The 16008-nt window shown below is 57.3% G+C and carries 12 protein-coding genes; 4 read left to right on the forward strand and 8 right to left on the reverse strand.

Translation table 11 applies throughout. From position 1 onward, the window contains the following. Positions 1 to 39: 39 nt before the first annotated feature. From A6M21_RS08795 to A6M21_RS08825, 7 genes are all read right to left on the reverse strand, one after another. Positions 40 to 723 carry a response regulator gene (locus tag A6M21_RS08795; RefSeq protein WP_066667869.1) on the reverse strand — a complete coding sequence of 228 codons (684 nt, stop codon included), beginning with the start codon at positions 721 to 723 and terminating at the stop codon, positions 40 to 42. Further along, on the reverse strand, positions 713 to 3430 hold the full coding sequence (locus tag A6M21_RS08800) for a sensor histidine kinase (protein WP_066667871.1): 2718 nt from the start codon (positions 3428 to 3430) through the stop codon (positions 713 to 715). Before A6M21_RS08800 ends, A6M21_RS08795 begins: the two co-directional genes overlap by 11 nt. Before the next feature lie 15 nt (positions 3431 to 3445). Further along, entirely contained in the window at positions 3446 to 4018 is a 573-nt protein-coding gene (gene kdpC / locus A6M21_RS08805) for a potassium-transporting ATPase subunit KdpC (protein ID WP_066667873.1), read from the reverse strand. Between the two features lie 29 nt (positions 4019 to 4047). Continuing rightward, positions 4048 to 6045 (reverse strand): potassium-transporting ATPase subunit KdpB, encoded by a 1998-nt coding sequence (gene kdpB / locus A6M21_RS08810; protein ID WP_066668012.1) that lies wholly within the window; start codon positions 6043 to 6045, stop codon positions 4048 to 4050. Positions 6046 to 6182: 137 nt separating this feature from the next. Next, positions 6183 to 7889 carry a potassium-transporting ATPase subunit KdpA gene (gene kdpA, locus A6M21_RS08815; protein WP_066667875.1) on the reverse strand — a complete coding sequence of 569 codons (1707 nt, stop codon included), beginning with the start codon at positions 7887 to 7889 and terminating at the stop codon, positions 6183 to 6185. Continuing rightward, positions 7889 to 7975 carry a K(+)-transporting ATPase subunit F gene (kdpF, locus tag A6M21_RS19475; RefSeq protein WP_066667877.1) on the reverse strand — a complete coding sequence of 29 codons (87 nt, stop codon included), beginning with the start codon at positions 7973 to 7975 and terminating at the stop codon, positions 7889 to 7891. The genes kdpA and kdpF overlap by 1 nt, the downstream gene beginning before the upstream one ends. After that, complete coding sequence (locus A6M21_RS08825; protein WP_066667879.1) at positions 7968 to 8423, reverse strand: tetratricopeptide repeat protein; 456 nt, start codon at positions 8421 to 8423, stop codon at positions 7968 to 7970. Before A6M21_RS08825 ends, kdpF begins: the two co-directional genes overlap by 8 nt. Positions 8424 to 8715: 292 nt before the next feature. Here A6M21_RS08825 and A6M21_RS08830 point away from each other — a divergent pair, with 292 nt between their 5' ends. Both A6M21_RS08830 and A6M21_RS08835 read left to right on the forward strand, forming a co-directional pair. Beyond that, positions 8716 to 10920: a YcdB/YcdC domain-containing protein gene (locus A6M21_RS08830; protein WP_078060520.1), complete on the forward strand. Its 2205-nt coding sequence runs from the start codon at positions 8716 to 8718 to the stop codon at positions 10918 to 10920. Between the two features lie 221 nt (positions 10921 to 11141). After that, positions 11142 to 11573 (forward strand): peptidylprolyl isomerase, encoded by a 432-nt coding sequence (locus A6M21_RS08835; RefSeq protein WP_066667881.1) that lies wholly within the window; start codon positions 11142 to 11144, stop codon positions 11571 to 11573. A gap of 206 nt (positions 11574 to 11779) precedes the next feature. Here A6M21_RS08835 and tlp read toward each other — a convergent pair whose 3' ends face one another. Then, positions 11780 to 12004 carry a small acid-soluble spore protein Tlp gene (gene tlp / locus A6M21_RS08840; RefSeq protein WP_201721857.1) on the reverse strand — a complete coding sequence of 75 codons (225 nt, stop codon included), beginning with the start codon at positions 12002 to 12004 and terminating at the stop codon, positions 11780 to 11782. Between the two features lie 211 nt (positions 12005 to 12215). On the opposite strand from tlp, the gene A6M21_RS08845 reads away from it, so the two are divergent. Next, on the forward strand, positions 12216 to 13232 hold the full coding sequence (locus tag A6M21_RS08845; RefSeq protein ID WP_151191865.1) for a glucosidase family protein: 1017 nt from the start codon (positions 12216 to 12218) through the stop codon (positions 13230 to 13232). Between the two features lie 150 nt (positions 13233 to 13382). Further along, complete coding sequence (locus A6M21_RS08850) at positions 13383 to 15875, forward strand: bifunctional YncE family protein/alkaline phosphatase family protein (protein ID WP_066667887.1); 2493 nt, start codon at positions 13383 to 13385, stop codon at positions 15873 to 15875. Positions 15876 to 16008 lie beyond the last annotated feature (133 nt).

A 16008-nucleotide genomic window follows, 5' to 3' on the forward strand; every position in this document is an offset into this window, starting at 1 on the left:
AATAGTATGAAAAGTTTGAGGGGGTAACTCCGTTTTAGATCAGAGCAGCCGGTAGCCCACTCCCGGCTCGGTGATGATATGCCGCGGCCGGGAAGGATCGGCTTCAATCTTCTGGCGCAGCTGACCGACGTAAACACGTAAATAGTGCGTGTCGTTTTCACAGCCGGGGCCCCAGACGGCACGCAGCAGCTGCCGGTGGGTAAGCACCTTGCCGGCGTTGACGGCCAGGTTTTTGATCAGCTCATATTCGGTGGGGGTCAGCTTGACCTCCCGCCCGCCCACGGTAACCCGGCGGCGGGCCAGGTCGAGCACCAGGTCGTCCAGCTGCACAACCGGTTCGTTTTTCGTCCCGGCCGCATGCCGTAGGGCAGCCCGGATGCGGGCGAGCAATTCACCCATGCTGAATGGTTTGGTCACATAGTCGTCGGCGCCGGCATCCAGGGCGGCAATTTTTTGCTCTTCCCGCTCCTTGACGGAAAGGATGATCACCGGTATTAAAGACCACTCCCGCAGTTGCTGCAGTACATTTAAACCGTCCAAATCCGGCAGTCCCAGGTCCAGGATAATCAGATCCGGCCGGCTGGTGGCCGCCTTATTCAGCCCTTCTTTGCCGCTGGCGGCCTCTTCCACTGCATAGCCGTGACCGGAAAGGGCTACTTTCAACAGCCGCCGGATCTGGATTTCATCGTCAACAACCAGCACCCGCGCTCCTTCAACAGCCATGCCGGTCACCCGCCCTTCCGTCCGGGACCTCGCCCGGCGCATCGTCTCCCAGGGGCAGGACAAAAGTAATCATTACCCCGCCGGCCGGAATATTGGCCGCCCAAATCCGCCCGCCGTGGGCTTCAATAATCCCCCGGCAGATGGCCAGGCCCAGCCCGGTGCCGCTGACCTGGCGGGGCGAACGCAGGCGGTAGAATTTATCAAAAATACGTTCCAAATCCCCTTCCGGAACGGCCGGTCCCCGGTCGGCCACCGCCACCGCCAACTGCCGGGACTGTTGACTGACAGAGATGGTGATTTCACTGCCCGGACTGGAATATTTCAGCGCATTGTCCAGCAAGTTGACCAGCACCTGCTCGATCAGTACAAAATCGGCCCGCACCAGGGGCAGCCCGGGTTGAATATCGATCTTCAGCGGGCGGTTCCGCAATGCCTCATCCAGCCTGCCCACGGCCACTCCGATAATGTCCTGGATATCGCACCATTCCCGGTTCAGGCTTAACAGACCGCTTTCCAGCCGGGCCATATCCAAAAGATTGCTCACAAACCTGTTCATGCGCATGGCCCCCTGCCGGATGGTCTGCAAGAGGTCGCGGCGGGCCTCCGGGCCGTAAACACCGTCCGCATCCAAAAGCCCGGTTACAGCGCCAATAATGGAGGCCAGGGGAGTGCGCAGGTCGTGGGAAAGGGAATTGAACAGAGCCGTACGCAGCCGCTCCGACTCCGCCAAAACCCGTGCTTCCTTGGCCCGTTCCGTCAACTGCACCCGGTTTACGGCCACCGCCGCCAGGCCGGCAAACGCCTCCAACAGGCGCACTTGCTCCGGCGGAAGATGCCTTTCCGGACCAGCGGGGCGGATGCCCAAAACGCCATGGACGCCCTGCTCCGTACGCAAAGGCAAATAAAGCCGCGCGGCGCCGTTCAAAGTATCCGTCCCCCGGCCCGCCCTTTGTCCCCGCCGGAAAGACCAGTCGGCCACCGCCAGTTCAGATTCGTCCAAAGAACTCTCCCCGCCGGCCGCCGCACCGGCCCGCAACTCCAGTTTACCATCTTCCGCGGGCAGCAACAACACAACCTCGCTGTCCACGGCCGCGGAAACTTTTTTTACGATGCTGTCCAAAACCGGTGCCAGTTCGGCCACGGCGGCTATATCCCGGCTCAGGGAATACAGGGCAGCGGTTCTCACCTCCCGGGTACGGGCGCTCTCCACCTGCTGACGCAAACGGGTGGACAAAGTGCCGGTAAACAGGGCCACCAGCAGAAAAATGACGAAGCTGAAAATATAGCGAATATCGGCAACCGAAAAACTCAATACGGGCGGCACCAGAAAAAAGTCGAAAGTGATGATCGCCAATGCCGCCGCGGCTATGGCCGGCGGCCTGCCCCATTTAACGGCGCTGAACAAAACGGGCAGCAAAAAAATCATGGCAATGTTGATCAGACCCAGGAACGGCTTCAAGGGGACGGCCAGAAGTACCACTGCAATAACCATGGCCATCACCATAAGATAAGGAGTGACTGGAAAATTGAAATTGCCGCCTTTGCGCCGCGGCGCCGGCCCCCGCCCGTGGCCCGGTTCCGGTTGGCCGGGTATGACATGTATACTGATCCCCCGGCTGTGCCGGATCACCCGGTCCACCACCGACCCGTGCGTCCATTCCCAAAATTTTGAGTGCAGCGGTTTCCCGATCACGATTTGGGATACATTGTGTTTTTGAGCCAGCTCCAGCAGTTCTTCCGCCACATCACTGCCGGAAATATTGACGATTTCCGCGCCCAGCTCTTCAGCCAGACGCAGGTTTTTAGCCAGCCGGTCCCGCGCCGCCTCCCCGGCCGGAAAGCGGCGCGGGGTTTCCACATAAACAGCCAGCCATTCCGCCTGAAAGCTCTCGGCCATGCGCCGGGCAATGCGGATCAGCCGGGCCGAAAAGGGACTGGGGCTGACACAGACCATGACCCGCTCCCCGGAAGGCCAGGGCCCGGCAATACCGTGCAGGCGCATATAGGCTTCCTTTTGCCGGTCCACCCGCCGGGCGGCGTAGCGCAGGGCCAGTTCGCGCAGGGCATTGATGTTCCCTGGGCGAAAAAATTTTTTTAGTGCTTCCCTGGCCTGCCCGGGAACGTAAACTTTGCCCTCCTTAAGACGCTGAACCAGCTCTTCCGGCGGAATGTCGACAACCTGCACCCGGGCGCTTTCCAGAACCCGGTCCGGCACGGTTTCCCGTACCTGCACCCCGGTCACCTGGGCGACGACATCGTTTACACTTTCCAGGTGCTGAATATTCAAGGTGGTATAGACGTTGATCCCTGCGGCCAGCAGTTCTTCCACATCCTGATAACGCCGGACATGCCGGGAGCCGGGAATATTGGTATGGGCCAGTTCATCCACCAGGGCCAGGGTGGGACGGCGCGCCAGCAAAGCGTCCAGATCCATTTCCTGAAACTCTTTATCTTTATAAACAACATGACGGGGCGGAACAACGGTCAGCCCCTTCAACAAAGCTTCCGTTTCCGCCCGTCCGTGGGTTTCCACCCACCCGGCCACCACATCCACACCTTCGGCCAGCCTGTCCCGGGCCGCCTCCAGCATGGCGTAAGTTTTGCCCACCCCGGCGGCCGCCCCCAGGAAGACCGTGAGCTTGCCACGGTCTTCCCGGTCCAGGCTGGCCAACAGTGCTTCCGGATCAACCCGTTTTTCTTTTTCCATCCATAACCACCCGGTTTATTTCAAGGCATCCAGAGCCAGGTTCAGTTCCAGCACATTAACCCGCGACGAGCCTAAAAAGCCCAGCTGCCGCCCTTTAATATGGCTTTCCACCAACTGGCGGACCGTCTGCTCAGACAGGTGTCTGTACCGGGCCACCCGGGGCACCTGCAGCAGGGCGGACTGCGGACTGATATCCGGGTCCAGGCCGCTGCCCGATGCGGTCACCAGATCGGCCGGCACAGGGGCATTGGGTGGCAGGCCGTTTTCCTTCCGTACCGCCGCCGCCCGCTCAGCGACCGTGTCAATCAGCTTTTTATTGGTCGGCCCCAGGTTGGATCCGGATGAGGAAGCGGCGTCATAACCGTCGCCGGCCGCCGAAGGCCGCCCGTGAAAATAACCCGGGCCGGCAAACTTCTGTCCGATCAATGAAGAGCCCACCACCGCACTGTTGCGGTAAACCAGCGAGCCAGCGGCCTGGCGGGGGAAAATCACCCGGGCCAGACCGGTCACTGCCAGGGGGTAAATGATCCCGGTCAAGAGGGTCATCACCAGCAGCAAAAGCACCGCCCTGCTTATTGTTTTCAACATAACCGTTCACTTTCCTTTCGCCAGGCTCTTTAATGCAATCCCAGGAGAACCAGGAGCAGGTCGATGGCCTTAATCCCGATAAAGGGGACAATCAAACCGCCCAGGCCGTAAATGAACATATTGCGCCGCAGTATGGCATTGGCGCCCAGAGGACGGTAGGTCACCCCCCGCAGGGCCAAAGGAACCAGTGCAACAATGATCAGGGCGTTGAAAATCACCGCCGAAAGAATGGCGCTCTGCGGCGTGGCCAACCCCATGATGTTCAATACGTTCAACTGGGGATAGGTAACGGCAAACAGGGCCGGGATGATGGCAAAATATTTGGCCACATCGTTGGCAATGCTGAAAGTGGTCAGCGCTCCCCTGGTCATCAACAGCTGTTTGCCGGTTTCCACCACCTCGATTAATTTGGTGGGGTTGCTGTCCAGATCCACCATATTCCCCGCCTCCTTGGCCGCCTGGGTGCCGCTGTTCATGGCCACGCCCACATCGGCCTGGGCCAGCGCCGGCGCATCGTTGGTACCGTCACCGGTCATGGCCACCAGATGCCCTGCGGACTGGTGCCGGCGGATCAGTGCCAGTTTCGTTTCCGGCGTGGCTTCCGCCATAAAGTCGTCCACCCCGGCTTCGGCGGCGATGGCCGCAGCGGTGAGGGGATTGTCGCCGGTAATCATTACTGTTTTAATGCCCATCCGGCGCAGTTGGGCAAAACGCTCTTTGATGCCCCCCTTGACCACATCCTTCAAGTAAATCACACCCAGCACCCGTCTGTTTTCAGCCACCACCAGAGGGGTGCCGCCCTTTCTGGCGATTTCCTCCACCACCGTGTTTACAGCCGGCGGCAGTTTTTCACCGCTCTCCGCAAGGTACTTTTCAATGGCGTCTGACGCCCCTTTGCGAATTTCCCGCTCTTTCAAATCAACACCGCTCATCCGGGTTTGAGCACTGAAGGGGACGAAGACGGCCCCCAGGCCGGCCAGATCGCGTTCACGCAAATTATATTTTTCCTTGGCCAGCACTACTATGCTCCGCCCTTCCGGCGTTTCATCGGCCAGGGAAGCCAGTTGGGCGGCATCGGCCAGCATCTGCGGCGTTACCCCCGGGGCCGCCACAAATTCCACGGCCATGCGGTTGCCCAGAGTGATAGTGCCGGTTTTATCCAGCAACAGCACATCCACGTCCCCGGCCGCTTCCACCGCCCGGCCGGACATGGCCAGAATATTGCGCCTTAAAAGGCGGTCCATCCCGGCAATGCCGATGGCGGAGAGCAAACCGCCGATAGTGGTGGGAATCAGACAGACCAGCAGGGCGGCCAGCACGGGCAGCGAAGCACGGGCGCCGGAATACATGGCAAAAGGCTCCAGGGAAGCCACCACCAGCAAAAAGATGATCGTCAGGCCGACCAGCAGTATGGTCAATGCAATCTCATTGGGCGTTTTCTGCCGCCGCGCGCCTTCCACCAACTGGATCATCCGGTCGAGGAAAGTTTCTCCGGGGTTGGCTGTAACGCGCACTTTAATCCAGTCGGAGAGCACCCGGGTGCCGCCGGTCACCGCACTGCGGTCGCCGCCCGATTCCCGGATAACCGGCGCCGACTCGCCGGTCACGGCGCTTTCATCCACTGAAGCAATCCCCTCAATTACTTCCCCGTCGCCGGGAATCACCTCACCGGCTTCCACCAGCACCACATCACCTTTGTTCAACCGGGTGGAGGAAACCTCTTCCACCCGTTCCCCAACCAGCTTCTTGGCCCGCGTTTCACTGCGGGCGCGGCGCAGGGATGCGGCCTGGGCCTTGCCCCTGCCTTCGGCCAGAGCTTCGGCAAAGTTGGCAAATAAAACCGTTATCCAAAGCCAAGCGGCGATCTGAGCGTTGAACCAGAGGGAGCCGTGAGCGCCGGAAAGCGCACTGAAGGTAAAGAAAGTGGTCAGAACGGCCATTATTTCCACTACGAACATTACCGGGTTGCTCAGCATAACCCGGGGATTTAATTTCACAAAGGAGTCTTTGACCGCCTGCCAAATCATCTCCCGGTCAAAACCGCCCTTGTTTTTCCCTGTCCCGGACGTGGCGGCCACCTCGCCGGCGGGGACAGATTCCACCCGGTTTGCTTTTCGCTCCGGAAATGCAACTTTTTCGTAACCGTCCATGCAATGATCCTCCCTTAAAAAGCCTTGCCGGCAAACATCAACAATTGTTCCACAATGGGCCCCAGGGCCAGCGCCGGGAAAAAGGTCAGTGCGCCCACAATGAGCACGGTCGCGCTCAACAGGCCGGCAAACAAGCCGCCGGTGGTCTCAAACGTCCCCGGACCGGCCGGCACCGCCTTCTTGGCGGCCATACTGCCGGCGATGGCCAGCACCGGCAGGATAACGCCAAAACGGCCGATAAACATAGCCAGACCAATAGCCAGGTTGTAAAAGAGCGTATTTGCGTTCAGGCCGGCGAAGGCAGAACCATTGTTACCCGTCCCGGAGGCAAAGGCGTATAGAATCTCGCTTAAACCGTGCGGGCCGGGATTGGCGATGGATGAGGTGCCGGCTTTGGTCGCCGCGGCCAGCGCCGCCCCGATTAGTATAGTAGCTGCCGGGATGAGCACCGCCAGCGTGGCCATCTTCATCTCCCGGGACTCAATTTTCTTCCCCAGGTATTCCGGTGTACGGCCGACCATCAGACCGACGATAAACACCGTCAGAATGACGAAGATCAGCATGCCGTACAATCCCGAGCCCACTCCGCCAAAGACCACTTCTCCCAGCATAATCTGCAGCATGGGCACCAAGCCGCCCAAAGGAGTCAGACTGTCGTGCATGGTATTGACCGCGCCGCAGGAAGCAGCCGTGGTGACCGTAGCGAACAGGGCCGAATTGGTGATGCCAAAACGGACCTCCTTGCCTTCCATGGCCGTCGGGCCGCTGACACCCAGAGCGGAGATCTGCGGGTTGCCGGTCACTTCGCTCGTGTAGCAGACTCCCAGGGCCAACACAAATAAAATGAGCATGGCCGCCAGCACCACCCGGCCCTGCCGGACATCTTTCACCATCCGACCGAAAGTGATGGCCAAACCGGCCGGGATGACCAGGATGGCCAGCATTTCCACCAGATTGGTCAAAGGTGTCGGGTTTTCAAAAGGATGGGCGGAGTTGGCGTTAAAGAAACCGCCGCCATTGGTGCCCAATTCCTTGATGAACTCCTGCGAGGCCACCGGCCCCATGGCCAGGGTCTGCCGGGCACCCTCCAGGGTATGCACGTTCAGGTAAGGGCTCAAATTTTGAATTACTCCCTGGGAAACCAGGAACAACGCCCCCACCACCGATATGGGCAGCAGGATAAATAGTACGGAGCGGGTCAGATCCACCCAGAAATTGCCGATGGTGCGGGCGGTATGCCGGGCCAGACCACGGATCAGGGCAATAACCACAGCCATGCCGGTGGCTGCAGAAAGAAAGTTTTGCACCGTCAGCCCGGCCATCTGAGTGAGGTAGCTCATGGTGGATTCGCCGCTGTAGGCCTGCCAGTTGGTATTGGTCATAAAACTGATTGCCGTATTCAGGGAAAGATCCCACTTAACCGCTCCAAAATGCTGGGGATTAAGGGGTAAAATACCCTGGACCAGCTGCAACAAAAAAAGTAAAACCATGCCGGAAATATTAAAGACCAGCACTGCCAGGGCATACTGCCACCAGTTCATTTCCCGGCCGGCGTCCACTCCCGTCAACCGGTAGATCAACCGTTCCACCGGCCCGGCCAATTTATCAAACCACGTCCGCTCACCCTGGTAAACCCGGGCCATGTACCGGCCCAGTGGCACAGCCAGCGCAATGAGCAGGACCAGGTACAAGAACAATTGAAAAAGATCTATTCCCTTCATCATAAATCCTCCGCTCTAATCAAAGAGTAAACCAGGTAAAACAACAGTCCCGCGGTAATCAAACCGCCCAGGATCAGTTCACCCATTGGCCGGACCTCCTTTCACCGCCGCCGCTTCCTCAACCGTCCGGGAAATATCCAGATCTGGTGCGCTTAGATCCGGCGGCCAGCGCACCAGACGGCACAGGTTGGCCTGCGCCGGCCGGCAGGCCGGATCCAGGGCTATGGCGGCGCGGTACATGCGGCGGGCCGCATCCAGATTGCCTTCCTTTTCATATATCGCTCCCAGCAGGTTAAAAGCCCGGGCGTTTCCCGGCTCTTTGTAGATGATCCGTTTCAGCGTTTTCATGGCACCATCCAATTTACCGGCGCGAATCAACGACCGGGCCAAGGCCAGCTGCTCATGCCCAACCGGTTTCAGCATGTCTTCGAGCACAATTAACACCCCCTCTTTCCCGGCCCGGTTATGACTTATAGAATTCCCCGTTAAAAAACCGGCCATCCACCAGTCAATCACCTCCTCTTTTCCGGCCAATTATAACCCCGCCGCCGGTCAAGGCAGGATCAAAAATCCGGCCGGGGATATAAAAAAATGATCAAAAGAGGGGATTGATTAAATCCGCGGGAACTTTTTTCCCTTTTCGGTCGTCTATTTTAATGTAGCCAGTAATTGCGGCGGCAGGCCGGAGGGGTGGTGCCGGATGACTTAAAGAAAATTAAACGAAAGCGTTGATGCTTAACCACTGCCGCGTTGTCACGGGAACCGGGCTCAAAGGAGCCGTGTTTTTCAGTAGGACATTAAAAGCAGAGGAAGGAGGGCGTAATTAATGCCGCAAACAAAAATGCAAAAAACAGGGCAAAAAATAACCGCCTGTTGCCTGGCGGTCATGCTGCTGATCACATTTTTTCCCGCCGGCGTCCTGGCGGCGGATAAACCGGCTGTTTCACTGGAACAGGCCATCAAAACCGTGAAGGAAAATTTCGAGATCCCGCCGGATTACACCAACTTCACTTCCGCTTACAACAGCTTCAACAACACCCGGGTCTGGTCCCTGACCTGGAGCGCCCCGCAAGGCACGGGGGCGCCGGGCGGCAGTTTCAACGCCCAGGTGGACGCCGGCACCGGCGAGGTGGTGAACATGAACTTCTTACGGCCCGTGAAGCAGCCCGCGCAGGGCGTACAGATCCCGGCCGTCTCCCGGACAAAGGCGCTGCAGACCGCCACTGACTTGCTCAAACGGCTGGCGGCAAAGCACCTGTCCGAACTGCAGCCCGCACCCGACAACAACCAGGTGATTCCCCTCAATTACGGGCCGGTGACCTATTCCTTCCGCTGGCAGCGGCTGATCAACGGCATCCCCTTCCCCACCGACGGGGTGACCATCGGCATCAACGGCACCGACGGCCGGGTGGTGAACTACAACCTCAACTGGACCAAAGCCAGTTTCCCGCCGGCCACCGGCGCAATCTCCGCGGCAAAGGCGCGGCAGGTGTTTGACGACGCCGGCATGCTGCAACTGCAGTATTTCCTGCCTTCCCGGATCAGACCGCTGACGGCCGGGGAAAAAGCACCGGTGAAACTGGTCTACCAGATTCACAACCCGTCCAACGGAGTGATTGACGCCCTGACCGGCAAGCCGCTGGTACCGGAAAGCGGAAAATGGATTCAGAATTACGGTCTGCCCGGCGGGAAGGGCGGCGCGGAAATGGGCGGGGCGGATCAGGCTTCAACGCCGCTGAGCCCGGCCGAACAAAAGGAAATCGCCAAAACGGCCAAATTGATCAGCCAGGATCAAGCCGCGGCCGCCGTCAAAAAGTGGCTGCCCATCCCGGACAACATGGTTTTGCGGGATGTCGGCCTGGGCGTTGACTGGCAGTCCCCGGACATCCGCATCTGGTCCTTGAGCTGGAATACGACCAAGCCCGGCGCCGGCGAACCCCAGTACATCAGCGCGCGGGTAAACGCTCAAACCGGTGAACTGATCGGCTTCAACCTGCCCTATCCGAATGGCGGGCTGGAACAATCCGGCGGCATGGACCGGCCGGCGGCGCAAAAAATGGCTGAAGATTTCCTGAAGCAGGTCCAACCGCAGCGCTTCCAGGAAGTGAAGCTTGATGATATCGTACAACAACCTGCGCCCATGCCGATGTTGAAGGCCGGCCAGAACCCGCCCGTCCAAAATTTCAACTATGTGCGGCTGATTAACGGCATTCCCTTCCCCGGCAACGGGATGACCATAGCAGTGGATACGGTGAATAAAAAAATCGTCAGTTACAATCTTAACTGGCCGGCCCTGAACTTTCCGGCACCGGACGGCATCCTCGGCGCCAAGCAGGCTGTGGACGCCTTTTTAAAGTACCGTCCGCTGACTCTTTCCTACACCCAGGTTTTCGGCCCGGACGGGCCGGGTGAAGCGCGTCTGGTTTACCAACCGCTGGCCGAACCCGGCATGCTGGTATCAAACTTGATCGACGCTAAAACCGGCGCCCCTCTGGACTGGCAGGGCAAACCAATTTCCCGGTCCGGCGCCTTTCACTTCAACGATATCGCCGGCAATTTCGCCGAAAAGGAAATCAACCTGCTCGGCCAGGCCGGCATCTTCGGGGAATACGGCGACGCTTTTCATCCCAATGAAAAGATCACCCTGATCTCCCTGCTGCGGGCCATGCTGATGGTTAAAAACGGCGTGGAACCAACCAGGGATCTGACTGATCAAGAAATCATCAAACAGGCCGATGATCTGGGCTGGTTGACTGAAGACCAAACGCCAAACGCCACGGTAAGCCGGCTGACCCTGGCCAAACTGATGGTCCGCCTGCTGGATCTGGACCGCGCCGCCCGGATCAAGGGAATTTACGTGCTTCCCTATAAAGATGCCCACGCCATCTCTCCGGATGCCACCGGCTATGTGGCACTGACCTGGGGTCTGGGAATCATTAAGGGGGATGGCTCCAACTTCAACCCGGATCACCTGACAACCCGGGCCGAAGCGGCCGCCGCACTGGTCAGGGCGCTTGAAGTCAAACAGTAACAGACAGGAATATTATCCGCTGCTTTTAAAAGAACGGGCCGCGCCGGTCAAAGTGCTCGAAGCAAAACAGCAATAGGCCATAGCGTATCTTTCAACGTTAAGCAAAGCTGACTTTCACTCGCTCTCGCAAGCCGGGTAAAAATTTTCGCCCGGCTTTTGCTTTTTCCAGCCAAATCAGTATATAATAAAGGCCGTTAATAAATTACGGGAGATGGTAATGGATGGCGGATAACAAAGTAACGATTGGCACCGACAAGGGAAACATTGTATTTGAAGTATATCCCGGCCAGATGCCGGTGACTGTGGAAAACTTCCTCAAGCTGACCAACAGCGGTTTTTATAACGGGTTGACCTTCCACCGGGTGGAGCACTGGGTCGTGCAGGGCGGTGACCCCAAGGGAAACGGCACCGGCGGTCCCGGCTGGGCAATCAAGCTGGAAACACACCCGGATTTAAAAAATGTGCGCGGCGCGGTGGCCATGGCCAGATCGGCGCGGCCGGACTCCGCCGGCTCGCAGTTTTATATTTTAAAAACCGACGCCCCCTGGCTGGACGGGCAATATGCCGTTTTCGGCCTGGTTACGGACGGAATGGATGTGGTGGACAAACTGGAAATTGGCGACAGGATGAACGAGGTTAAAGTAATGGCATGAAACCGGTCAAAAGCACGGTCTGATCCGGGAATCAGCTTGACGCAACGTCTTTTTAACCCGCTGAACCGGGCGGCTCGCCGCCGGCTCACGCTCCGGGCGCTCCCCGGACGGATATTCCGGCAGTCAAGAAATGTTACCGCCCGGTAAGGCCGCTATATTTAAAAGGTCCCCGGAGCCACCATGCGGTGGTTCCGGGGACCGGAACATTATTCCAGCCGGTCGTGATATTCGTCCTTTATTTCTTCCCGGAAGTTTTCAATCGCCTCTTCCCGCCGCCTGTTTTTGGCCTTGACAGCCTCCCGCTGCTCATCGCTCATATCCGTGTTGCTCAATGTCTCCCTGGCCTCGTGCCAGTTTTCAATCGAGTTTTGGATCATTCTTTGCATCTTTTCCACATTATCACTGCGATCATCAGGCTTGGCCAAGAACATTACCTCCTTTGATTTTATAACCCGCAATTTATTATGGGTGAAGATATATTTTTTATGCCGGGACAAAAAAGAAAAACATTCATAATTTATTCAATAAAAGTCATATAGCGGTGTGTTTAAGATGCCCTCAAATCAAGTGATAAAAAGAAGTTTCAACTTTCTCCGGAGAAATATGCAGGCACAGCTGAGTTGGCTTAAAGGCTGCCAGCTTTTGGACGCGGGAAACCGTGCCGACGGGGCCATTGCCAGGCGTCCGGACCGGCAATGGGTAACCCCCTACTTTGCCAACCTCGCGGCCCTGGCCATGCTGGAGGAACCGGCCGCCCACCCGCTGGTGGAACGCTACCTGGACTGGTACCTGCGCCATCTGCGGAATGACGGGGCAATCCCGGACCACCACTACGATCACAGCATGAATTTGATCAAGATCACCCGGCCCGATTCGGAGGACGCCTACGCCGGGACATACCTCTCCCTGGCCGCCCGCTACCGGCAAAAAACGGGCCAAACCGGGTGGGTGCGGGAAAACCTCTCCGGACTAAAAAAAGTGGCCCGGGTGATCACCGGATTGATGGACAAAGACGGCCTGACTTTCGCCCTGGCTGATTACCGGGTAAAATACCTGATGGATAACTGCGAGGCCTACCGGGGTCTGGCGGACTTCGCCGCATTGCTGCAGGCACTGGGCGACCGGGAAGCCGGGTATTTCAAGGAACGGGCGGCGGCCATCGCCGGCGGGATTGAAAGCAGGCTCTGGAACCGGCGGCATGCCTGCTATCACCCCGCGAAAACAGGCCGGTTCGGGACAAAAATTGATCTAAAAAATTTTTACCCCGACGCCGCCAGCCAGGCTTTTCCGGCGCTCTATGGCTTAACCGGACCGGATTCGGACCGGGGCGCCGGCCTTTATGCCCTGTTCAACCGCCATCAACCGGACTGGGCAACCATACAGCCGCCCGGTTACCCCTGGACGCTCCTGGCCTTATATGCTGCCCAGCACGGCGATTACGAGCGGGCGCTCGCCAAACTGCGCCACGTCCGGGAAGCCTACATCATTCCCCAATCGGAAGAATGGTACTGTGCCGAAGCCGCCTTTTTTGTACTCACCTGCTCCCAGTTGCTCAACAAGGATAACCACCGCCCAAAGGGGCCTGTCCTGCGCGAATTTTGTCAAAGCCGGAGAGCGGGCAGATCCCTTTTGATTAAACATGACCAAAGGCCCTTCTGAACACAGTTTTTTAGCTCGGGGGAAACCGGCAGTTCGTCTTCTCTTTATGGTACCTGTATCCTGTTTACCCTGGTTTAACCTTAAGTGAATTATCGCTTAACAAACTTGCTATATGATTCAGGCAAATCTTTTTTGAGGAGGAGAAAGTAATTGAAAAAGCAGTGGTTTAAGCGGTCTGTCGCTTCGCTGGCGCTCCTTTTCATCGTCGGGTCGGCGACACCGGCCATTGCCGGGGACAACCCCTACCAAACAATAATTGAAAGGCCGGCCAACGGTTGGGCGATCACACCGGCCGGCGAGCAGGTGAAACTTGGTGACCGCCCGTACGGAATGGCCATCAGCCCGGACGGGAAAACGATCCTGGTCAGTAATGACGGACAGTCGACACAATCACTGATGGTTGTGGACCGGGCAACCGGCAAGGTTGTGCAAAGCATCGAATACAAAAAGCCGGAAGCGCTGTACATCGGTGTGGTTTTCAGTCCCGACGGGAAAAAGGCCTATGCTTCCGCCGGAAACAACAACAAAATACGCATCTATGACGTCCAGGGTCAGCAGTTGACCGAAAGCGGTTCCATTGTTTTCCCCGCCACAGATGATCAGGGCAAAAAAGTAAACTATTTCCCGGCCGGTTTGACAATTTCACCCGATGGACAAACCCTTTACGTTGCCAACAACCTCAATGATTCAATGTCCATCATCAATGTTAAGGAACGCAAAGTGATTAAAACCGTGCCGGTAGGGCACAATCCTTACACTGTGACGCTGGCGAAGGACGGAAAAATGGCTTATGTCAGTAACTGGGGCGGCAACACCCTGTCGGTTGTCAATGCAACCTACGGAACTGCCGCCGGAACAATTACCGTCGGGACACACCCCAGCGCCATGGCGATTAACCCCGGCCGTAGCGAACTTTATGTAGCCAACTCCGACAGTGACACGATATCCATCATAGATACGGCAACCAACCAGGTGATCAGGACCATAGACCTGTCGCCTTATCCCGGTGCGCAGGAAGGCAGCAGCCCCAACGCCCTGGCCGTATCTCCGGATGGAAACACATTGTATGTAGCCAATGCGGGAAACAATGATATTGTAGTGATCCGCCTGGCAAAAGTTATGCATGTGCACGGCAAAGCCTGGGGCAACGCCCAGGACAAAATTGAAGGCATGATCCCCACTGCCTGGTACCCGACGGGAATTGAGATTTCTCCCGATGGAAAACAGCTTTACGTGACCAATGCCAAGGGCCACGGCGCCGGGCCAAACCCCAACGGCCCCAATCCCTACAGCAAAACCCCCACCCCGCCGGACCAGTACACGGGATCCATGATTACCGGTACTCTGTCGATCATCAATACTCCTGATGCCGGCAAACTGGCGCGCTATACCCGGCAGGTGGTGGAAAACAACGGCTTTAACGAACAGGAGAAGGTCCGTCTTGAAGGAGCACAAAAGGAACGAGTCATTCCCCGCCGCGTCGGTGATCCTTCACCAATCAAACACGTCATTTATGTTGTTAAAGAAAACCGGACCTACGATCAGGTTTTTGGCAGCCTGGGCAAAGGAAACGGCGACCCCGGTTTGAATCTATTTGGTGATGGATCAGCACCCAACCAGCGTCAACTGGCCCGTCAGTTCGTTACATTGGACAACTTTTACGCCGACGCCGAGGTTTCAGCCGACGGCTGGAACTGGATTACGGCAGCAATGGCCAATACGTATGTGCAAAAGAACTGGCCCACCAATTACGGCGGCAGAGGACGCTCCTATGATTTCGAGGGAGGCAATTTGGCCACGGCGCCCGCAAAGGATCCCAGAGACGCTTATTTTTGGGACAGCCTTGGCCGCGCCCATGTTGATTACCGCAACTACGGTTTCTTTACCTCGGCAAAAGGTGAAACGGCATCCACTGAACCCGGGCTTGCCGCCCACACGGATCATAATTACCCCGGTTATGACTTGAAAATCAAAGATCAGACGCGTATTCAAGAATGGCTGAAAGAGTTCCACAACTATGAGGAAAGCGGTAAGCTACCCGCCGTAGAACTTGTGCGCCTGCCCAATGACCATACCTCGGGCACCAAACCGGGCATGCCGACCCCCAAAGCAATGGTAGCCGACAACGATTATGCCCTGGGTCAACTGGTGGAAGCAGTATCAAAGTCCCGGTACTGGAAGGATACGGCCATTTTTGTGACGGAAGATGACGCTCAAAACGGCCCGGATCATGTGGATGCACACCGTACCATCGCCCTGGTAATCAGCCCGTACACACAAACAGGAAAAGTGGACTCCACTTTTTACACAACCACCTCCATGCTGCGCACCATGGAACTGATCGTAGGCGTGCCGCCGATGACTCAATTCGACGCCTCGGCAACACCGATGATCAACGCTTTTACGGACAAGCCTGATTTTACTCCCTATACGGCCATTGTGCCCAAACAACCCCTCGATGAGATAAATGGAGCAAACGCCCCCCTGGCCGCAGAGTCGGCCAAAATGAACCTGGCCGTGGAAGACCGGGCACCCGAACAACTCTTAAACGAAGCAATCTGGAAGAGCGTAAAGGGAGCCGGCAGCAATTTACCCACAATCAAGACGCAATTCCGGGAAAACAATTTGGACAGTGATGACTGAGTTGCGAACATGTTAGATCACAAAACGCTAACGCAGTTGAAATAGCAGGAACCGGGAAAGCAATCCCGGTTCCTTTTTCCATCCCGCCCCAAAGGAGTAATCAGGCAGCCGGGTGCCCATAATATTTTCAGGA

It is taken from the genome of Desulfotomaculum copahuensis, assembly GCF_001655685.1.
In the GTDB taxonomy this organism is placed as follows: Bacteria; Bacillota; Desulfotomaculia; order Desulfotomaculales; family Desulfovirgulaceae; genus Desulfotomaculum_G; species Desulfotomaculum_G copahuensis.